Here is a 19,982-nt window from a genome sequence, read left to right on the forward strand (position 1 = left end):
GTTCCTTACTCGGCGGCAGCCTCGGCCGGGGCCTCGCCCTCGGCGGCCTCCTCACCCTCGGCCGGCAGCGCGGCCGCCTGCGGCGCGACGACGTGCAGCACCAGCGCCTCCGGGTCGCCCGCGAGGGTGACGCCGTTCGGCAGCTGCAGGTCGCCCGCGGTCACCACGAAGCCGACGTCCTTGCCGTCGACGTCGACCTCGACGCCGGACGGGATGTGGGTCGCCTCGGCCTCGACCGAGACCGTCACGAGCTGCTGGTCGACGAGGGCGCCGCCGATGACCTCACCGGCCACGGTGACCGGGATCTCGACGATGACCTTCTCGCCGCGCTTGACCAGCAGCAGGTCGACGTGCTCGACGAAGCCCTTGATCGGGTCACGCTGGACGCCCTTGGGCAGCACCAGCTCGTCGACGCCGTCGCCCTGGACGTGGATCAGCACGTTGGCGGTGCGCAGGGCCAGCAGCAGCTCGTGACCCGGCAGGGTCAGGTGCCGCGGCTCCGTGCCGTGGCCGTACAGGACAGCGGGAACCTTGTTGGCGCGGCGGATCTTGCGAGCGGCGCCCTTGCCGAACTCGGTGCGGAGCTCGGCGGCGATGAGAACCTCGGACACGGCACATCTCCTAGGGATGATCGTCTACGGATGGCGCGCTCCCCCTCACCCGCCCTAGCGGAAGGCGTTACGAGCGCAACTTGTGCAGCCTACCCGAATCGCGGCCCCCACCACTCCTTCGGCGGGGGCCGGCCCGTCAGGAGGCGATCAGCTCTCGCCCTCGAAGAGGCTGGTCACCGAGCCGTCCGTGAAGACCTGCTCGATGGCCCGGGCGAGCAGCGGCGCGATCGACAGCACCGTCAGGCTGTCGAACCGCTTGTCCTCCGCCAGCGGCAGCGTGTTGGTGACGACCACCTCGGAGATCCGAGAGTTCTTCAGCCGGTCCACCGCCGGGTCGGAGAACACCGCGTGCGTCGCCGCGACGACCACGTCCGTCGCGCCGTGCTCGTACAGCGCGTCCGCGGCCTTGCAGATCGAGCCACCGGTGTCGATCATGTCGTCGATCAGGACGCAGGTGCGCCCCTTGACCCGGCCGACCACCTCGTGCACCTTGACCTGGTTCGCCACGTCCAGGTCCCGGCGCTTGTGGATGAACGCCACCTGGGTGCCCAGGGCGTCCGACCAGCGCTCGGCCAGCCGCACCCGGCCGGTGTCCGGCGAGACGATCGTCGTGGTCGCCGGGTCGAGCTTGTCCCGCAGATAGTCGATCAGCACCGGCGACGCGAACAGGTGGTCCACCGGGCCGTCGAAGAAGCCCTGGATCTGCGAAGTGTGCAGATCGATCGACATCAACCGGTCGGCGCCCGCCTGCTTGAACAGGTCGGCCATCAGCCGCGCCGTGATCGGCTCGCGGCCCCGGCCCTTCTTGTCCTGCCGGGCGTACCCGAAGAACGGCAGGATCACGGTGATGCGCTTGGCCGAGGCCCGCTTCAGGGCGTCGACCATGATGAGCTGCTCCATGATCCACTTATTGATCGGAGCGGTGTGGCACTGCATCACGAACGCGTCGCAACCCCGGACCGACTCCAGATAGCGAACGTAGATCTCACCGTTGGCGAAGTCGCGCAGCGCCGTCGGGGTGATCTCCACCCCCAGGTTCGACGCCACCTCCTCGGCCAGCTCAGGGAACGCCCGGCCCGAGAAGAACATCAGGTTCCGCTCGCCCGCCGTCTTCTTTCCACTCACGACGCTCTCCTCGCCGAACACGCGGCCGTCATCCGGCAACCGGTCATCCGTACCCGCGGCACCTCGCTGTGCCCCCTTGCTCGCTCGCTGTGCACGCCCACGGCGGCTGATTCCCCTCGGGAAGTTACGCGGTCTCCCGCGCCTCGAACTCTTGCTGCTGACTGCTGCGGACGGCCCTCGCGCCGCCCCGTGTGTGGCTATTCCTGGCCGGCCTCTTCCTGAGCCGCCAGCGCGAGCCGGGCGGCCTCGGCCGAAGAGGTCCCCGCGCGGCGGCGCGTGACCCACCCTTCGATATTGCGCTGCCTGCCCCGGGCCACCGCCATGGCCCCGGGCGGGACGTCATTGGTGATCACAGAACCGGCCGCCGTGTAGGCGCCGTCGCCCACCCGCACCGGAGCGACCAGCATGTTGTCGCTGCCCACGCGCGCGTGGTCGCCCACCACCGTGTGGTGCTTCTCGACGCCGTCGTAGTTCACGAACACGCACGCGGCGCCGATGTTGGACCCGCTGCCGATGGTGGCGTCCCCGACATAGGTCAGGTGCGGCACCTTGCTGCCCTCGCCGATCGACGCGTTCTTGGTCTCGACGTACGTCCCGATCTTCCCCTTGCGGCCGAGACGCGTGCCGGGACGCAGGTACGCGTACGGGCCGACCGACGCCTGCGCGCCGATCTCCGCGCCCTCGCAGACCGCGTTGCGCACCACGGCGTCCTCGCCGACGACGGTGTCCGTCAGGGTGCTCGCCGGACCGACGGCCGCGCCGGCACCCACCGACGTCGCGCCGTGGAGCTGGGTGTCCGGATGGATCACCGCGTCGGGCTCGATCACCACCCCGGCGTCGATCCACGTGCTGGACGGGTCGACGATCGTGACGCCCGCGCGCATGTGGTCCCTGAGGATGCGGTCGTTGAGCACCCGGCGGGCGAAGGAGAGCTGGACCCGGTCGTTGACGCCCTCGACCTCGACGTAGTCGGCCGCGATGTGCGCGCCCACCCGGTGGCCGTCCTCACGGAGGATCGACAACACGTCGGTGAGGTACTCCTCGCCCTGGGCGTTGGCCACCCCCACCCGCTTGACCGCGTCCGCGAGCAGCAGCCCGTCGAACGCGTAGACGCCCGAGTTCATCTCGGCGACCGCCCGCTGTTCGGGCGTGGCGTCCTTCTCCTCGACGATCTCCAGGACCGCTCCGGTGGAGTCGCGGATGATCCGGCCGTACCCCGTCGGGTCGGGCACCACGGCCGTCAGCACGGTGACCGCGTTGCCGTCCCCGGCGTGCCGCTCCACCAGCTCGCGCAGGGTCTCCTCACGCAGCAGCGGCGTGTCGCCGTACGTGACGAGGACCGTGCCGTTGATCGTGCCCACCGCCTCCAGGACGGTGCGCACCGCGTGGCCCGTGCCGTTCTGCCGGGACTGGACGACCGTCAGCACGTCCGGCGCGCTCTCGGCCAGATGGGCCTCGACCCGCTCGCGGGCGTGGCCGACCACGACGATCAGGCGCTCGGGCCGCAGCCCTCGCGCCGCGCCGAGCATGTGGTCGACCAGGGCGCGACCGCACAGCTCGTGGAGGACCTTGGGGGTTCTCGACTTCATCCGGGTTCCCTCGCCCGCGGCGAGGACGATGACAGCGGCAGGGCGCGGCACACTCACTTGCGGGGGCTCCCTCGGATCCGCGATTGAAACAGGTCGGCCTGAGGATCACGTACGGCTACCGCCGAGGCGTCGCACGGTCACCCACTCGACAAGGTGAGCTTACCTGGCGCCCCCAGGGCGGAATCCAGCCCCCACCTGGAACGCAACCCCTCACGACGGTCACTCAGCGTGACCGCGGAACACCCCTCGCGGGGTGGCGCGGAGCGCCCGGATGGCCGCATCGGGCCGGCGATCTCGATATTCACGTTGCCGGACACTCCGGACAGTGACCACAAGACCCGCCTGATCAGCCGAAATCACCACAACAGGGATGCCGGTCCTCCGCGGACCGACCGAGTGGACGAGCCCTCGGCTCCCCCGCCCACACACCCACCCATGGGGACCGTAGGGCGGCCGAAAAGCAGAAGCCTGGCCCGGATTCACCGGACCAGGCTTCGAACCTGTTATTACTGCTCCCGGGAGAGGATTCGAACCCCTACAAACGACACCAAAAGACGTTGTCCTGCCTGGTTAGACGACCCGGGATGGTCGCGAACCCTGGGTGAAGGTTCGGAGCCTCGCCCTAGCTTACCGATCGAGGGCAGGCTCTGCCGATTCGATTGATGCGGCACGAAAGATCCCTTCGATCCATGCCTCGATCTTTCGGTGGAGCCGGGCACCACGGCGGACCTCAACCCGGAGACAGCCGTGACAGTCCACTCCGACGTTGCCGTCCTTGGCGTTGGCCCGCAGCGGGGATTCGGGCGGGATCGCATCCCGGAGCAACTCGTTGAGAGTGCCGTCGCTGCCGATGCCGAGGAGGTCCTTGATCTGGCGCGGGACTTGCCGGACGCCCTGAGGGCGACGGCTTGACCGCGAAGCGCCTCAAACCGGGCGAGCTGCCGAGGGGTTCTCGTCATGGATAGAACGTTAGTTCTGATTACCTATTGCCACAATTCGAATACCCATCGCACACACGTACACTTCCGGGAACACGGCCAGAGGGCATCCAACCTGCGACAAAGGTTGTCCCGGCACCCTGGCCTCCCGACCGCCGCGGGCGCATGCTTTTAGCAGATCTAATGGCACTTTCACAAGGCGTGGATGCACCACGAGTTGGGGTCGGATTGAGTCACCTTCCCTACATTCGCCGCCTCGAAAGTCCTAACTTACGATGGCGTAGGTTACGGTGGCGTAGCCGGACATCTTCCCCACTTCTTCGCGAGGTAGCCCATGACTGTCCTCACCGAGCGTCCTGCACGGCAGCCCAAGCCGGAGTTCGAGCCGGAACCGAAAACCAGAGCCGAACTGATCACCTTCGGCATCGTCGTCGGGGCTCCCATCCTCGCCGTGATCGCCGCCGTGCCGTTCGCCTGGGGATGGGGTCTGGGCTGGAGCGATGTTGCGATCTTCGCGGTCTTCTACGTCGTGTCCGGCCTCGGAGTAACAGTGGGCTACCACCGCTACTTCACGCACGGCTCGTTCAAGGCCACGCGGACGATGAAACTCATCCTGGGGATCGCCGGCAGCCTCTCGCTCGAGATGTCCGTGCTCGACTGGGTCGCCACCCACCGCAAGCACCACAAGTTCTCCGACAAGGAGGGCGACCCGCACTCGCCGTGGCGGTTCGGCCCCGGCTTCAAGTCCATGTCCAAGGGGCTGCTCTACGCGCACATGGGCTGGCTGTTCGAATCCGAGCGCACCAACCGTGCGAAGTACGCTCCGGACCTGGTCAAGGACCCGGACATCATGAAGCTGCACCGGTGGTTCCCGGCGCTCGCCGCCACATCGATGCTGCTGCCGCCGGTGCTCGGCGGGCTGGTGACCTGGTCCTGGCAGGGAGCGCTCACCGCGTTCTTCTGGGGCACCCTGATCCGGATCGGCCTGCTCCACCACGTCACCTGGTCGATCAACTCGATCTGCCACGTCTTCGGCGAGGAGGCGTTCGAGGTCCGCGACAAGTCGCGCAACGTGTGGTGGCTGGCGATCCCGTCGTTCGGCGAGTCCTGGCACAACCTGCACCACTCCGACCCCACCTGCGCCAGGCACGGCGTGCTCAAGGGGCAGATCGACCTCAGCGCGGGCCTGATCCGCTGGTTCGAGAAGGCCGGATGGGCCCACGATGTGCGCTGGCCCAATGAGGAGCGGCTGGCGGCGAAACGACTTGGGTGATCCCGCCGATACCCCCTCTCCACACGCATCGGCTGTCGCCCGGCCCCTCGCCTCCGCGCAGGCGCCGGCGACAGCCGTACGGACGCGACCGGCCCCGCCGAACGGCAAGGCGACGGCGAAGCCGGAATCCGGCAACGCACCTAAACAGGCCATGATGGGACGTGTGAACGACTCCTCCCGATCTCGACGACGTATGACGGGCGCGGAGCGACGCGAGCAGTTGATCCAGATCGGCCGCGCGCTCTTCGCCGAGAAGGGCTTCGACGGAACCTCGGTCGAGGAGATCGCGGCGAGCGCCAAGGTTTCCAAGCCCGTCGTCTACGAACACTTCGGCGGCAAGGAGGGCATCTACGCCGTCGTCATCGACCGGGAGATGCAGCGGCTGCTGACCCTGGTCACGCAGGCGCTGTCGGCCTCGCACGCGCTGGTCAAGCTGGAGCGGGCGGCCCTCGCCCTCCTCCAGTACATCGAGGAGAGCAGCGAAGGTTTCCGCATCCTGGTCCGCGACTCGCACGCCGCGTCCGGGACGGGCACGTTCGCGAGCCTGATCAGCGACATCGCCAGCCAGGTCGAGGACGTGCTGGCCGACGAGTTCAAGGAGCGCGGCTACGACCCGAAGCTCGCGCCGATGTACGCGCAGATGCTGGTCGGCATGACGGCACTGACCGGGCAGTGGTGGCTGGATGTGCGCAAGCCCCGCCGCGAGGAGGTCGCGGCGCACCTGGTCAACCTCTCCTGGAACGGCCTGACCGGTCTCGATCCCAATCCGCAGCTCACGGCCGCCACCCGCGGCCTGGTGCTCTCCCCTCCCCCGGACACCCGTACGGCGCGGCCCGCCGAGCGGGACGCCAAGGAGCAGGACAAGGTGCGGGAGCGCGATCTGAAGGAGCAGGAGAAGCTCCAGCGCGAGCAGCAGAAGGCCCGCGAACGCGAACAGAAAGAACGCGAAAAGGCCCGCGAACGCGAGCTCAAGGAGCAGGAGAAGCTCCAGCGCGAGCAGGAGAAAGCTCGCGAACGCGAACAGAAAGAACGCGAAAAGGCCCGCGAACGCGAACTCAGGGAGCAGGAGAAGGCCCAGCGCGAGCAGCAGAAGGTGCTGGAGCGGCAGGCGCGCCGGGCGAGCAAGGCCGGCGCTCCCGAGCGGGCGGACGGAAGCTGAGCCCTCTGATTCGGCCGGGGACCGCCCACCGGCCCTTCTGACCGGCCATCTGAACGTCCCGCGAGCTTCTCCCGCGCGCTCGTTCGTGACATCACGCCCTCGGCCGATCGCGCCCCCGGTCCCTATTCCTTCTTCCGGGCCACGACGAAGATCCGGCGGAACGGGAAGGCCGTGCCGTACGGGCGGCGCGGGTACGCCTCGGCGAGCAGCCGTCCGCATTCGGCGAGGAAGGCCGCGTGGCGGTCCGGGGAGAGCCGGTTGAACATGGGACGCAGCGCGGTCCCCTTGACCCAGCCGAGTACGGCGTCCGCGCCGGGGAGCACGTGGATGTAGGTGGTCTCCCAGGCGTCCACGGCGCAGCCGAGCCCGGCGAGCAGTTCCAGGTATTCGACCGGTTCGCCGACCGGCGCGTCGCGTACGAGATCTCCCAGTTCGTCACGCCAGGCCGGCGTACGGCAGAGCCCGCGGATCACGGTGTGGCTGGGCGCGTCGAAGTTGCCGGGCACCTGGAAGGCGAGCCATCCGTCAGGGGTCAGGTGGGTCACCCAGCGGGCGAGCAGCTCGCGATGCTCGGGCACCCACTGGAGGACCGCGTTCGACACGATGACATCGACGGGGCGGGACGGACGCCAGTCGCGCACGTCGGCGACCTCGAACCCGAGGCGCTCGCCGCCGGGGGCCTTCTCGATCATCGAGGCGGAGGAGTCGACGCCGTGCACGGTCGCGGTCGGCCAGCGCCCGGCGAGTTCGGCGGTCAGCTCCCCGGTGCCGCAGCCGAGATCGACCACGTACGCGGGATTTCGCGCGGCCACCCGGGCGAGCAGGTCACGGAAGGGCCGGGACCGCTCGTCGGCGTACGCGCGGTAGACCGCGGGGTCCCAAATGTCCGATCCCATGAAGATCCTCCAATTTATCTTGATGTCGAGATATTCTCCGCCTCGGTTTCTCGATGTCAAGAGAGCTAAAATCAACGCCATGTCGCATTCCAGCGCCAGCGAAGACGAGGTGGACCGGCTCGTCGCCGCCTGGCGACAGGAGCGCCCGGACCTGGACGTCTCCCCCCTCGAAGTGCTCAGCCGGGTGTCACGGCTCAGCCGCCACCTCGATCGCGCGCGACGTGCGGCGTTCACCGAGCACGATCTCGAATCCTGGGAGTTCGACGTGCTCACCGCGCTACGGCGCTCCGGCAAGCCGTACGAGCTGAGCCCGGGCGCGCTGCTGCGGGCGACGCTGGTCACCTCGGGAACGATGACGAACCGCATCGACCGGCTGGCCGCCTCCGGGCTGGTCACGCGACACCCTGACCCGGAGGACCGGCGCGGCGTCCTCGTACGGCTGACCGCCCTGGGACTCGAGCGGGTGGACGCGGCCTTCGTCGGCCTGTTGCGACGCGAGCGCGAACTGCTCGCCGGCCTGGGCGAGCGCGAGCAGCGCGCCCTCGCCGCTCTGCTCCACACCCTGCTCGTCCCTTTCGACGCCTCGGATGGCGGAGCGCACTAGAACTACTGCGTCGACAAATCCTCACTTATTACGACAAAGCGGACGAACCGCTCTATTCGCCATGTGATGGATTATGCCGAAATGGCAGCCCAGAAGTGTGATTTACGTCACACGAAAAGGACATGGGCATGCCGCAGCGACGGGCGTCGAAATCTGGACACAGTAAGGTGATCAGCGGATATACCGCTGGCTACATCTCTGACGGCTCCGACCATCCATCCGGTTCCATCGATTCACAAGATTTTTTCAGCTTTGATCGCGGCCGCCCCTTGGTAACGTCCCTGTCATCCCTTTACTGACGGATGGGACGCAAATTGACGTCCCACGACAGACCAAGGAGCAACCCCTCCATGAAGCGCACTCTCGCTTTCGGTGGCCTCGTCGCCACCGCCGGCCTCCTGGCCGCCGGTCTGGCCGCTCCGGCCCAGGCCACCAACACCGTGTCCAGCGACAACCTGGCGAACACCAACATGGCCGCCAAGCAGGTGGCTGCGTTCTGGTTCGGCGAGGCCAAGGCCAACCTGCTCAACGCCACCCCCTACGGCGTTGAGACCAAGATCGTCGCCAAGCACGTCTCCAAGGGCGGGCCGTCGGCCGACAGCAAGCCGGGCGTCGTGCCGGCGATCGGCGACGAGAAGAAGGCCGCCGCCAAGTCGAAGAACGTCAACCTGCCGAAGACCTCCGGCAAGGTGTTCTTCATCGGCGCGGACAAGAAGCCGCACTGGTGCTCCGCCACCTCGGTTCAGTCCTCGTACAAGAACGTGGTCGCGACCGCCGGCCACTGCGTGTACGACACCGGTGCAAACGCCGCCACGATGGACAAGTGGGTGTTCATCCCGGGTTACTACCAGGGCAAGCTGCCGTGGGGCATCTACGTCGGCAAGCAGGCCTTCACGCACTACGACTACGACGTCTACGAGGACGGCGACCGCGACTACGCGTTCGTGACCGTCTACGACGGCGTCCTGCCGGAGAGCGCGACGGCGGACAAGGACTACAGGTCCGACGTCTTCGCCACCAAGGCGGAGGCTGAGGCCGCGAAGGCGAAGCTCCAGGCCGACAAGAGCACCGTTTGGTCCAAGCTCGACATCGTCGAGGTCAAGGGTGACCACCGGGCGAAGCTCGCCACCGTGGCCGAGTTCCAGGCCCTGAACGAGGGCAAGGACCTCACCGGCGACGGCCCGTTCGCCGACGGCACCATCGCCGGCAAGCCGCGGGAGGTCAGCGCCCGGGAGTACCACTCGGACAAGGACTCCTACGTCAGCCGGGACGGCAAGACGCTGTACTTCCGGACGAAGGTCGACAAGCAGACCTTCGCCCCCGAGAAGCCGGAGTTCAAGTACTTCAAGCGGAACTTCTGGACCAAGGCTGCCAACGGCTACCAGGTCGTCGGCAAGACCTTCCAGATCGGCCTGAAGAGCGTCGGTCGCCTCGGTGACAACGTCGGCGGTCAGGGCCTGGCCTACAACCAGAAGCTCGGCAAGCCCGTCTTCGTGTTCGGCTACCCGAGCGGCGTCCACCCGGACGGCAACAACGCCTTCACCGGCAAGACCCTCAAGTACAGCTACGGCAAGACCTTCGCGGTCCAGGCCCCGGCCATCAAGGGCGAGGAGCTGCAGGGCATCAAGTCGTCGTTCACCGGTGAGGGCGCCATCGGCTCGTCCTGGCTGCTGAACTACCAGAGCGCCCGCCGTATCGGCTACCTGAACGGTGTGACCATCGGTGTCTCCGACACCACCGGCAACAACCGTTACGACACCAGCTTCTCCCCGTACTTCGACGGTGAGACCTACGGTGTGTACAAGGCCGCGGCCGCCTCCTGGTCCGGCAAGATCGCCTGACCTTCTGGTCAACGTTCTGAGCTGAGGTAACCCCTCAGCCCAACCGCAGCGAAGAAGAGACCCGGCATCCAGCCGGGTCTCTTTTTTGTGTTCCCGTGTCCCAGCGCGTCAGCGGGACACTCGCGGGCGGCTTCTCCCCCGAAAAGTGCAACGGGGCGCACGCGTGCGACCCTTGCTCGCCCCCTTCAACACTTCGGACAGTGGGCCGCACTGAATTCCTCTTGGCCCTATATCTCACTTTTCCCACGCAAAGTCGGACAATCGCGACGTCACATGACGATATGCCAGGGGGAAATTTCGGGAGAGACTGTGATTTAGCTCACAGTGGGCGGTAAGCGGCGAGCCGGTCTGGGGCTCCAGCGGGTGTCGATCAGCCCAAGTTGATCAGGGAAAACAACGATTCCTATGGGTCTGACGCCCCCACCGCTCGATTCGGTTCCACCAATCCGTGACATTTTCCGGACTTCCCTCACAGGGAGCCCTCAGATAGCGTCCTGCCATCCCTTTCCTGACGCATGGGGCGCAAATTGACGTCCCACGACAGACCAAGGAGTTCCCCTCCATGAAGCGCACTTTCGCTTTCGGTGGCCTCGTTGCCACCGCCGGCCTCCTGGCCGCCGGCCTGGCCGCTCCCGCCCAGGCCGCCGGTGACGTCGCCACCGACACCCTTGCCGGCACCAACGAGGCCGCCCGTCAGGTCGCCGCGTTCTGGTACGGCGAGGCCAAGGCCAACCTGATCAACGCCACCCCCTACGGCGTTGAGACCAAGATCGTCGCCAAGCACGTCTCCAAGGGCGGCCCGGCTCCGGACAGCAAGCCCGGCATCGTGCCGGCGATCGGCGACGAGAAGAAGGCCGTCTCGAAGTCGAAGAACGTCAACCTGCCCAAGACCACCGGCAAGGTGTTCTTCATCGGCGCGGACAAGAAGCCGCACTGGTGCTCGGCCACCTCGGTGCAGTCGAACTACCGCAACCTGGTCGCCACCGCCGGCCACTGCGTGTACGACACCGAGTCCAACGCCGCGACGATGGACAAGTGGGTCTTCATCCCGGGTTACTACCAGCAGAAGACCCCGTGGGGCATCTACGTCGGCAAGCAGGCCTTCACGCACTACGACTACGACGTCTACGAGGACGGCGACCGCGACTACGCGTTCGTGACCGTCTACGACGGCGTCCTGCCGGAGAGCGTGAACAAGGACCGCGACTACGAGAAGGTCTGGGAGACCGAGGCCGAGGCCAAGGCCGACAAGGACCGCATCGAGAAGTCCCCCTCCACCGTCCGCGGCCGCGCCACGATCACCCCGGTCGTGACCGACGAGGTCGTCAAGGAGGGCACGCCGGGCTCCGAGAAGGTCTACGTCAAGCGGACCGACTGGAAGAAGCTCAACCCCACGGCCACCGCGAACGGTCCCTTCAAGGAGGGCACCGGCGTCACCGACGTCACGAGCGACACCAAGCCCGCTGACTGGAAGGCCGGCGACTCCGCCGACGGCAAGACGTTCTACTTCGAGGCGAACGGCAAGTACATCGCCCGCACCTACTGGATCAATTACGACGTTGACTACAAGGTGACCGGGAAGTACTTCCAGATCGGCCTGAAGAGCGTCGGTCGCCTCGGCGACAACGTGGGCGGTCAGGGTCTGGCCTACAACCAGAAGGTCGGCAAGCCCGTCTTCGTGTTCGGCTACCCGAGCGGCGTCCACCCGGACGGCAACAACGCCTTCACCGGCCACACCCTCAAGTGGACCTACGGCAAGACCTTCGCGGTCCAGGCCCCGGCCATCAAGGGCGAGGAGCTCATCGGCACCAAGTCGTCGTTCACCGGTGAGGGCGCCATCGGCTCCTCCTGGCTGGTGAACTACAACAACGGCCGTCGCGTCGGCTACCTGAACGGTGTGACCATCGGCGTCTCCGACACCGACAACAACAACCGTTACGACACCAGCTTCTCCCCGTACTTCGACGGTGAGCTGTACGGCGTCTACAACGCGGCCAAGAACCTCTGGTCGGGCAAGATCGTCTGACCTTCTGGTCAACGATCTGAGCTGAGGTAACCCCTCAGCCCAACCGCAGCGAAGAAGGGACCCGGCATCCAGCCGGGTCCCTTCTTTCGTTTCCGCGCCCCGGACGGGGGTGCCCCGCCAGAGAAGAGTCAGAACGGTGGCCGGCGGACGGCAAGGCCCGTGAGGGACGTCCTCCGCGGCTTTCCACATGGCTCCTGACCGCGCGGCACGTACGGCCGTAACCCGACGGGACGGCGGGGACGCCGAGCGGCCTCAGGTGATCTGTGGGCCCTCTTGACATCGCTCAAATCCCCTTTCGGGGCCGATTGCCGCCGGCCATGCGATGAAGCCCTCGGTGATCAGATCCTCCACCGGGTACGGATCCGTCCCACCTCACACCACGAAATGGCTGACGGCCGCATGCGTCCTCGCTAGAACGCCTCGAACGCCGCCGGATCTCGCATGTTCGTGGGAGATCACCGGCATACGGCGGATTGTCCGCTATCGGCCACGGCCTTCCCCGCTCCGGCTTTTCCCCTTCTTGGGAAGCAAGCAGGCGAGCGTTACGTTTACCCGCCCGCGCGGGCCGATTCGTATACGACCGCCTGCCGACCAGAAATACGGCACTTCGGGCAACGGGCACCTGACGCCCACGTAGCCGCGACACCGCGATGAAGGCGGCCCGCATATACCCCGCCTCCGTATTGACGCCGTTCCCATCTGGATTCGCGAGCCCAATGAGGGCGGGGACCAGGCCAAACGCGGCGCTTACCGGCGAAGAAGAGGCCCTGCCGAGCGGCCACCCTCCCGTAGGCCGGCCACAGCAGTCCCGAATCCGGAACCAGGCAAGACTCACCCAGCTTTCGCCGCATATCCCCGTAAATCAGACGAACCACTCAAGCGTGTCGCCGTCGTGACGCCCCGGACACGAAAAGGCCCGTTCCCAAACTGTGATTCATGTCACATTCGGCGGGTGGATCGATCCACCTGGCCTACTTGCCGCTTGGTCTCGGATCCGCATGTTGATCAGCAGAAACGGATCGGAAAGCCTCCGGGATATCTAGGACGTACCGACCACTCGTATCGGTTCCACCGATCTCACACTTTTCATTCGACTTCCCTCACAGCAATCACTTAGGTAGTTTCTTGGTCATCCCTTTACTGACGCATGGGACGCAGACGGCGTCCCACGACAGACCAAGGAGTAGAACCCTTGAAGCGCTCTCTCGCTTTCGGTGGCCTCGTTGCCACCGCCGGCCTTCTGGCCGCCGGCCTGGCCACTCCGGCTCAGGCGACCAACACCGTGTCCAGCGACACCCTGGCGAACACCAACCTGGCTGCCCAGGAAGTCGCCGCGTTCTGGTACGGCGAGGCCAAGGCCAACCTGATCAACGCCACCCCCTACGGCGTTGAGACCAAGGTGGTCAACGCCAAGCACGTCTCGACCGGCGGTCCGTCGGCCGACACGAAGCCGGGCGTCGTGCCGGCCATTGGCGACGAGAAGAAGACGGCGTCCAAGTCGAAGAACGTCAACCTGCCCAAGACCTCGGGCAAGGTGTTCTTCATCGGCGGCGACGGCCGTCCGCACTGGTGCACCGCGACCTCGGTGCAGTCCGGCTACCGCAACCTGGTCGCCACCGCCGGCCACTGCGTGTACGACACCGAGTCCAACAAGGCCACCCTCGACAAGTGGGTCTTCATCCCGGGTTACTACCAGGCGAAGACCCCGTGGGGCATCTACGTCGGCAAGCAGGCCTTCACGCACTACGACTACGACGTCTACGAGGACGGCGACCGCGACTACGCGTTCGTGACCGTCTACAACGGCGTCCTGCCGGAGAGCGTGAGCGCCGACCGCAACTACGAGTCGAAGGTCTTCCGCACCCGCGCCGAGGCGGAGAAGGAGCTGCGGAGGCTCCAGGAGGACAAGAGCACCGGCTGGTCCGACCTCAAGATCGTCGAGGTCCGTGGCGACCACCACGGCCGTGGCGACCACCACGGGCGTGACTACCGCCGTGGCCGCGACCACGACCGTGGCTACAAGGTCGCCGTCAGCGTGTCCGAGTTCGCCAAGCTGAACCCGGGCAAGGACCTCACCGGCAACGGCCCGTGGGCCGAGGGCACCGGCGCCGACGCCGCGGTCGAGATCGGCAAGAGCGACTACCGCTCCTACCGGGACTCGTACGTCAGCGACGACGGCAGCACGCTGTACTTCCGCAAGAAGGTTGAGCGTCCCACTCCGTCCGAGACCTCCGCCCCGGCTCCGACCGCTACGAGCGCCCCGGCCGAGACCTCCACCCCGGCTCCGACCGCTACGAGCACCCCGGCCGAGACCTCCACCCCGGCTCCGGCCGCTACGACCACCCCGGCAGCCACGGACCGCCACGGCCGTCACGAGTACACGTACTTCAAGCGGACCTTCTGGGCCACCAAGCAGCAGCAGGGCGTGCGCGGCTACAAGATCGTTGGCAAGAAGCTCGCGATCGGCCTCAAGGACGTCGGCCGCCTCGGCGACAACGTCGGCGGGCAGGGTCTGGCCTACAACCAGAAGCTCGGCAAGCCCGTCTTCGTGTTCGGCTACCCGAGCGGGCAGCACCCGGACGGCAACAACGCCTTCACCGGCAAGACCCTCAAGTACAGCTACGGCAAGACCTTCGCTGTCCAGGTTCCCGAGGTCAAGGGCGAGGAGCTGCAGGGCATCAAGTCGCCGTTCACCGGTGAGGGCGCCATCGGCTCCTCCTGGCTGCTCAACTACCAGAGCGCCCGCCGGGTCGGCTACCTGAACGGTGTGACCAGCGGCCTGGCCGACACCGACAAGAACGGCCGCATCGACACCAGCTTCTCCCCGTACTTCGACGGTGAGACCTACGGCGTCTACAAGGCCGCGGCCAACCTCTGGTCCGGCAAGATCGTCTGACCATTTGTCAACGATCTGAGCTGAGGTAACACCTCAGCACCCCTCCGCGACGGGAAAGGGGCCTGGCAGCCAGCCGGGCCCCTTTTTCGCGTCTCCCCGCTGCCACGTTCAAGGGATTCACCACCGCCCCTGCCTGATCGGCTTCGCCGCCTTGCCCAGTGAGCGGAGCAGGCGGGAACGAGGACCGGGGGTCGGTTTCGTCAGCTGTCGAGGCGGGCGGCGAGGTCGAGCCATTCGAGCTCGACCTCGTCCTTCTGCGTGGCGACCTCGCGCAGCTCGGCGTCCAGCGCGCCGAGACGCTCGAAGTCGCTCGCGGCCTCGGCCATCTGCGCGTGCAGCTTCGCCTCGCGCTCGCCGAGCCGGTCGAGCTGCCGCTCCAGCCGCCCCAGCTCCTTCTGCAGCTCGCGCTGCTCCTTGGCCGACAACCCTCCGGAAGCGGCAGCCCCGGTGGAGCCGTCGGCGGCCGTCTCCGACGCCGCGCCCGCCCCGGCCGGTACGGCCTGCCCAGCCGGCGCCGTACCCGAGGACGCGGCACGGGCGGACAGGGCGCCGCCGGTGGCACGCCGCGCGAGGTATTCGTCGACGCCGCCGGGCAGCATGGAGAGCTTGCCGTCACCGAGGAGGGCGACACAGCGGTCGGACACCCGCTCAAGGAAGTAGCGGTCGTGGCTGACCACGACCAGCGTGCCCGGCCATCCGTCGAGCAGGTCTTCCAGCTCGGTGAGCGTCTCGATGTCGAGGTCGTTGGTCGGCTCGTCGAGGAGCAGCACGTTCGGCTCGTCCATGATCAGCCGCAGGAGCTGCAGGCGGCGGCGTTCGCCGCCGGACAGGTCTCCGATGACCTTCCACTGCGCCTCGCCCTTGAAGCCGAGGCGCTCGAGGAGCTGCGAGGCCGACCATTCCTTCTTGCCGACCTGGATGTACTTACGGATCTCTTCGACGGTCTCCAGCACGCGGCGGGACGGGTCGAGCTCGGCCAGCTCCTGGGAGAGGTGCGCGAGCCGTACGGTCTTGCCGCGGACCATCCGGCCGGAGTCGGGCGTGACGGAGCCGGACAGCAGGCGCAGGACGGACGACTTGCCCGAGCCGTTGACGCCGATCAGGCCGATGCGGTCGCCGGGACCGAACTGGAAGGTGGAGTGGTCGAGCACGACCGGACCCGCGCCGGGCCCTCCGGCGTGCAGGGTCACGTCCTCCAGGTCGTAGACGGTCTTGCCGAGCCGCGCGGAGGCGAACTTCATCAGTTCGACGGTCTCGCGGGCCGGCGGCTCATTCGCGATCAGCGCCTCGGCGGCGTTGATGCGGAACTTGGGCTTGGACGTCCGGGCCGGCGGGCCGCGCCGCAGCCAGGCGATCTCCTTGCGCATGAGGTTCTGGCGGCGCTCCTCGGCGGCCTGCGCGATGCGGGCGCGCTCGGCCTTGGCCAGCACGTACGCGGCGTAGCCGCCTTCGTAGCGCTCGACAGAGGCGTCCACGACCTCCCAGGTCCGGGTGGCGACCGCGTCGAGGAACCACCGGTCGTGCGTGACGACGAGCAGCGCCGACTTGCGCTGGGCGAGGTGCCCGGCGAGCCAGGCGATGGCCTCGATGTCGAGGTGGTTCGTCGGCTCGTCGAGGATGATCAGCTCGTGCTCGTCGATGAGCAGTTTCGCGAGGGCGGTGCGCCGCCGCTCGCCGCCCGACAGCGCGCCGGCCTGCGTCGTCAGGTCGATGTCGCCGAGCAGGTTGGCGAGGATCTCCCTGATCGTGGCGTCGCCGGCCCACTCGTGCTCGGCCCGGCCGGACAGCACGAGGTCGCCGACCGGCACCGCGGGGTCGAAGTCGTCCCGCTGGGACAGCAGGCCGACGCGCAGGCCGCGGTTGTGCGTGACGCGTCCGCTGTCGGGTTTCAGCTCCCCTGCGATGATCGAAATCAGCGTGGACTTGCCGCCACCGTTGCGTCCGACGACGCCGACCCGGTCGCCCTGCCCGATGCCGAGCGTGACGTCGGTGAGCAGTGGCTTGGGCCCGAAGGCGTGGGAGACCGATTCAAGGTTGACCAGATTCATCGCCTGCCCAGCCTACCGATTCCCCAAAATCCCTCGTACGCCTGAGCCCGCCGTCCCGAGCGGAGGGGGTGGCGCGCTCAGGTGGAGGTGGCGGCCAGACGCACTCCCAGTCCGATCAGCACCGCTCCGCTGCCGGCGTCGAGGGCGCGGCGGACCCGTCGCCGGGTGAAGAACGCGCGGAGCGAGCCGACCACGTTGGCCAGGACGACGAACCAGATCGCGGTGACCAGCACGGCGATCGCCGAGAGCACAAGAGTGTCGGCGGTCGCCGGGTGGTTCCCGAGGAACTGCGGCATCAACGCGACGAAGAACGCCGCCGCCTTCGGATTGAGCAGGTTACACAGCAGTCCGCGACGGAATCCGTCGGGAATGCCGCCGGCGACCGCTTCTGTCGTCATCTCCAGCGGCGCTTCGGAACCCCGGTACGCCGCCTGCAGCGATCTTGCGCCCAGATAGAGCAGGTATGCGGCACCTGTGATCTTCGTGATCGTGAAAGCGGTCGCCGACGCGGCCAGCAGGGCCGCCACGCCGAGGGCGGCAGCGGCGGCCCACACGAACACACCGCCGGCCACGCCGAGCGCCGCCGCCATCCCGCCCCGCCGTCCGGAGACGGCCGCCTGCCGTACGACGACAGCGAAGTCGGGGCCGGGAGACATGGCGCCGAGCTGTATCACCGCCGCGAACGCGATCACCTGTCCCGCGGTCACCATCAGCGCTCTCCGTCCTGGCCGTCGCCGGCGGCCCGAGAGGAAGCACCGGCTCGGTGCCCGGCCGGTTCACGATCGGCGAAAGCGGCGATCATGGCAGCCTGGGCCAGAGAAGTGGGGTCGGACATCGGGGGATCCTCCTGTCGGGTTGGGGCCGCGGAAGCCGGTCCAGAACCGAGAGGTGGCGGGCCGATCTCCGAGACGGCCCTGATCACGCGTGCGCTATGGCCGTTCCCTTTCCGGCCACCAGAACACCACGCGCGAAAGCCGATGCATGAAGATCACGTTAACACTGGCGGCCCTCCGCGCGGAGCCGTGCGACGAACCCCGGACAGAGCGTCCAGGTCAGGGCCGTCTCGCGGAACGGCCTCGGCCCCATGCCCCGCTCCCGGCGCCGCCGGAGATCCGGGGTGGTACGGGCGGCCCCTACGCGACGATCTCGGCGCCGGGGACGGGCCCGTCCGCGGTGACGGCGGCACGGCACACACCGGCGGAGGTCAGCGCCTCCGAGAGCTCGCGGGCATGGCCGGCGGACGCGGCCAGGAAGGCGCAGGTGGGCCCGGAACCGGAGACGAGCGCCCCCAGGGCCCCGGCGTCCCGGCCGACGTCGAGCGTCCGGGCGAGCGACGGACGGAGCGCGAGCGCGGCGGGTTGCAGGTCGTTCGCGAGGGCGGCGCCGAGCGCGCGGGCGTCCCCGTCCCGCAGGGCGGCCATGAGGGCCTCGTCGGCGGACGGCCACGCGACCTCCTCGCCCGCTTCGGCCCTGATGCGGTCGCACTCGCCGTACACCCGGGGAGTGGACAGGCCGCCGTCGGCCAGAGCGAACACCCAGTGGAACGCCCCGGTCGCCGGGACGGGGGTGAGCCGCTCGCCGCGCCCGGTGCCGACGACCGTGCCGCCGAGGAGGGCGAACGGCACGTCGCTGCCGATGCCCGCGCCGATCTCCATGAGCTCCTCGCGGGACAGGCCGAGCCCCCAGAGGGCGTCGCAGGCGAGGAGGGCGGCCGCCGCGTCGGCGCTGCCTCCGGCCATGCCGCCCGCGACCGGGATCGCCTTGCGGATCAGCAGGTCCACGCCGTACGGACGTCCGTCGGCTCCGATCTGCCCGGCGTGCTTGGCGAGGGCCTCGGCGGCGCGGATCGCGAGGTTGGTGGCGTCCGCGGGCACCTGGGAGGCGGCCTCGCCCTCGACGCGTACGGTGAACGCGCCGGCGGCTCCGGGCTCGGTCGCCGTCACCTCGTCGAAGAGCGAGACGGCGTGGAAGACGTTCACCAGGTCGTGGTAGCCGTCGTCACGCAGCGGCCCGACGGCGAGCTGCAGGTTGACCTTGGCCGGGACGCGCACCGTCACCCTCTGCGTAGCAGTCACAGCAGCCGAGCCTAGTGCCCCTCCCGTCAGCCTTTGCCCCGTCGCGCCGCCTAGCGGCGCGGGCGGTTTTCGGCGATGCGGGCGAAATCGGCGATGCCGAGTTGCTCCCCGCGCGCGGACGGCTCGACGCCCGCCCTGACCAGCGCCTCCTCGGCGGCGGCGGCCGTACCGGCCCAGGAGGCCAGGGCGGCCCGGAGCGTCTTGCGGCGCTGCGCGAAGGCGGCGTCCACGGCCGCGAAGACCTCCCTGCGGGTGGCGGACGTCTCCGGCGGGTCGCGTCGTACCAGGGAGACCAGGCCGGAGTCGACGTTGGGCGCAGGCCAGAAGACGTTGCGGCCCACCGGCCCGGCGCGGCGCACGTCGGCGTACCAGGCGGCCTTGAGCGAGGGAACGCCGTAGATGCGCGACCCGGGGGTGGCGGCGAGGCGGTCGGCGACCTCGGCCTGCACCATGACGAGCCCGCGGCGCAGGGACGGCAGGATCTCCAGCAGGTGCAGCAGCACCGGCACCGACACGTTGTACGGCAGGTTGGCCACCAACGCGGTGGGCAGCACGGGCAGGTCGTCCGCGCCGACCTTCAACGCGTCGGCGTGGACGACGGTGAGCCGGTCGGCGTGCTCGGGGTCCATCTGGGCGACGGTCAGGGGGAGCTGGGTGGCGAGCGCCGGGTCGATCTCGACCGCCACGACCTGGGCCACCTCGGGGAGGAGGGCGAGGGTGAGCGAGCCGAGCCCCGGCCCGATCTCGATGGCCACGTCGTCCGGGGTCACCTCGGCGACGCGGACGATGCGGCGGACGGTGCCGCCGTCGATGACGAAGTTCTGCCCGAGCTTCTTGGTCGGCCGGATGCCCAGCTTCTCCGCGAGCGCGCGCACCTCAACAGGGCCGAGCAGGCTCATGA

The 19,982-nt window shown here is 68.2% G+C and carries 14 protein-coding genes and 1 tRNA gene; 6 read left to right on the forward strand and 9 right to left on the reverse strand.

The window, feature by feature from the left end; all coding sequences use genetic code 11:
* Positions 1-5: 5 nt before the first annotated feature.
* The 4 genes from ACQP1V_RS40465 to ACQP1V_RS40480 all read right to left on the reverse strand — a co-directional run bounded on the left by ACQP1V_RS40465 (position 6) and on the right by ACQP1V_RS40480 (position 3,910).
* Complete coding sequence (locus ACQP1V_RS40465; protein WP_433416557.1) at positions 6-611, reverse strand: 50S ribosomal protein L25/general stress protein Ctc; 606 nt, start codon at positions 609-611, stop codon at positions 6-8.
* 147 nt (positions 612-758) lie between these two features.
* Positions 759-1,736 (reverse strand): ribose-phosphate diphosphokinase, encoded by a 978-nt coding sequence (locus ACQP1V_RS40470; RefSeq protein WP_433219579.1) that lies wholly within the window; start codon positions 1,734-1,736, stop codon positions 759-761.
* Positions 1,737-1,933: 197 nt separating this feature from the next.
* Positions 1,934-3,382, reverse strand: a complete 1,449-nt coding sequence (glmU, locus tag ACQP1V_RS40475) for a bifunctional UDP-N-acetylglucosamine diphosphorylase/glucosamine-1-phosphate N-acetyltransferase GlmU (RefSeq protein ID WP_387409098.1) — start codon at positions 3,380-3,382, stop codon at positions 1,934-1,936.
* A gap of 455 nt (positions 3,383-3,837) precedes the next feature.
* A tRNA-Gln gene (locus ACQP1V_RS40480) sits at positions 3,838-3,910 on the reverse strand.
* A 687-nt stretch (positions 3,911-4,597) separates the two neighbouring features.
* On the opposite strand from ACQP1V_RS40480, the gene ACQP1V_RS40485 reads away from it, so the two are divergent.
* Both ACQP1V_RS40485 and ACQP1V_RS40490 read left to right on the forward strand, forming a co-directional pair.
* Entirely contained in the window at positions 4,598-5,536 is a 939-nt protein-coding gene (locus tag ACQP1V_RS40485; RefSeq protein ID WP_433416560.1) for an acyl-CoA desaturase, read from the forward strand.
* Positions 5,537-5,690: 154 nt separating this feature from the next.
* Entirely contained in the window at positions 5,691-6,695 is a 1,005-nt protein-coding gene (locus ACQP1V_RS40490; RefSeq protein ID WP_433416563.1) for a TetR family transcriptional regulator, read from the forward strand.
* Between the two features lie 122 nt (positions 6,696-6,817).
* On the opposite strand, the gene ACQP1V_RS40495 is transcribed toward ACQP1V_RS40490, so the two are convergent.
* Positions 6,818-7,591 (reverse strand): trans-aconitate 2-methyltransferase, encoded by a 774-nt coding sequence (locus tag ACQP1V_RS40495; RefSeq protein WP_433416566.1) that lies wholly within the window; start codon positions 7,589-7,591, stop codon positions 6,818-6,820.
* Between the two features lie 79 nt (positions 7,592-7,670).
* Between ACQP1V_RS40495 and ACQP1V_RS40500 the strand changes: the two genes are divergently transcribed.
* The 4 genes from ACQP1V_RS40500 (at position 7,671) to ACQP1V_RS40515 (ending at position 14,958) form a co-directional block, all read left to right on the forward strand.
* Positions 7,671-8,195, forward strand: coding sequence for a MarR family winged helix-turn-helix transcriptional regulator (locus ACQP1V_RS40500; protein ID WP_433416569.1), 525 nt, complete (start codon positions 7,671-7,673; stop codon positions 8,193-8,195).
* A 350-nt stretch (positions 8,196-8,545) separates the two neighbouring features.
* The gene (locus tag ACQP1V_RS40505; protein WP_433416572.1) at positions 8,546-10,036 is read left to right on the forward strand and encodes a trypsin-like serine peptidase; all 1,491 of its coding nucleotides are present in this window, start codon (positions 8,546-8,548) and stop codon (positions 10,034-10,036) included.
* A 562-nt stretch (positions 10,037-10,598) separates the two neighbouring features.
* Positions 10,599-12,062 carry a trypsin-like serine peptidase gene (locus ACQP1V_RS40510; RefSeq protein WP_433416575.1) on the forward strand — a complete coding sequence of 488 codons (1,464 nt, stop codon included), beginning with the start codon at positions 10,599-10,601 and terminating at the stop codon, positions 12,060-12,062.
* 1,192 nt (positions 12,063-13,254) lie between these two features.
* The gene (locus ACQP1V_RS40515) at positions 13,255-14,958 is read left to right on the forward strand and encodes a hypothetical protein (protein ID WP_433416578.1); all 1,704 of its coding nucleotides are present in this window, start codon (positions 13,255-13,257) and stop codon (positions 14,956-14,958) included.
* A gap of 200 nt (positions 14,959-15,158) precedes the next feature.
* Here ACQP1V_RS40515 and ACQP1V_RS40520 read toward each other — a convergent pair whose 3' ends face one another.
* From ACQP1V_RS40520 to rsmA, 4 genes are all read right to left on the reverse strand, one after another.
* Entirely contained in the window at positions 15,159-17,006 is a 1,848-nt protein-coding gene (locus tag ACQP1V_RS40520; RefSeq protein WP_433416581.1) for an ABC-F family ATP-binding cassette domain-containing protein, read from the reverse strand.
* A 77-nt stretch (positions 17,007-17,083) separates the two neighbouring features.
* Entirely contained in the window at positions 17,084-17,716 is a 633-nt protein-coding gene (locus ACQP1V_RS40525; protein WP_433416584.1) for a LysE family translocator, read from the reverse strand.
* 423 nt (positions 17,717-18,139) lie between these two features.
* On the reverse strand, positions 18,140-19,081 hold the full coding sequence (locus tag ACQP1V_RS40530) for a 4-(cytidine 5'-diphospho)-2-C-methyl-D-erythritol kinase (protein ID WP_433416587.1): 942 nt from the start codon (positions 19,079-19,081) through the stop codon (positions 18,140-18,142).
* A gap of 50 nt (positions 19,082-19,131) precedes the next feature.
* Complete coding sequence (gene rsmA, locus ACQP1V_RS40535; RefSeq protein WP_433416590.1) at positions 19,132-19,980, reverse strand: 16S rRNA (adenine(1518)-N(6)/adenine(1519)-N(6))-dimethyltransferase RsmA; 849 nt, start codon at positions 19,978-19,980, stop codon at positions 19,132-19,134.
* Positions 19,981-19,982 lie beyond the last annotated feature (2 nt).

It is taken from the genome of Microtetraspora malaysiensis (assembly GCF_050947145.1).
GTDB lineage: Bacteria > Actinomycetota > Actinomycetes > Streptosporangiales > Streptosporangiaceae > Microtetraspora_A > Microtetraspora_A malaysiensis.

Coding starts and splice junctions, on each gene's coding strand:
- rsmA (WP_433416590.1), bottom strand. CDS start 19,980: ATGAGCCTGCTCGGCCCTGTTGAGGTGCGCGCGCTCGCGGAGAAGCTG.
- ACQP1V_RS40500 (WP_433416569.1), top strand. CDS start 7,671: ATGTCGCATTCCAGCGCCAGCGAAGACGAGGTGGACCGGCTCGTCGCC.
- ACQP1V_RS40505 (WP_433416572.1), top strand. CDS start 8,546: ATGAAGCGCACTCTCGCTTTCGGTGGCCTCGTCGCCACCGCCGGCCTC.
- ACQP1V_RS40520 (WP_433416581.1), bottom strand. CDS start 17,006: ATGAATCTGGTCAACCTTGAATCGGTCTCCCACGCCTTCGGGCCCAAG.
- ACQP1V_RS40485 (WP_433416560.1), top strand. CDS start 4,598: ATGACTGTCCTCACCGAGCGTCCTGCACGGCAGCCCAAGCCGGAGTTC.
- ACQP1V_RS40490 (WP_433416563.1), top strand. CDS start 5,691: ATGGGACGTGTGAACGACTCCTCCCGATCTCGACGACGTATGACGGGC.
- ACQP1V_RS40495 (WP_433416566.1), bottom strand. CDS start 7,591: ATGGGATCGGACATTTGGGACCCCGCGGTCTACCGCGCGTACGCCGAC.
- ACQP1V_RS40525 (WP_433416584.1), bottom strand. CDS start 17,716: ATGGTGACCGCGGGACAGGTGATCGCGTTCGCGGCGGTGATACAGCTC.
- ACQP1V_RS40510 (WP_433416575.1), top strand. CDS start 10,599: ATGAAGCGCACTTTCGCTTTCGGTGGCCTCGTTGCCACCGCCGGCCTC.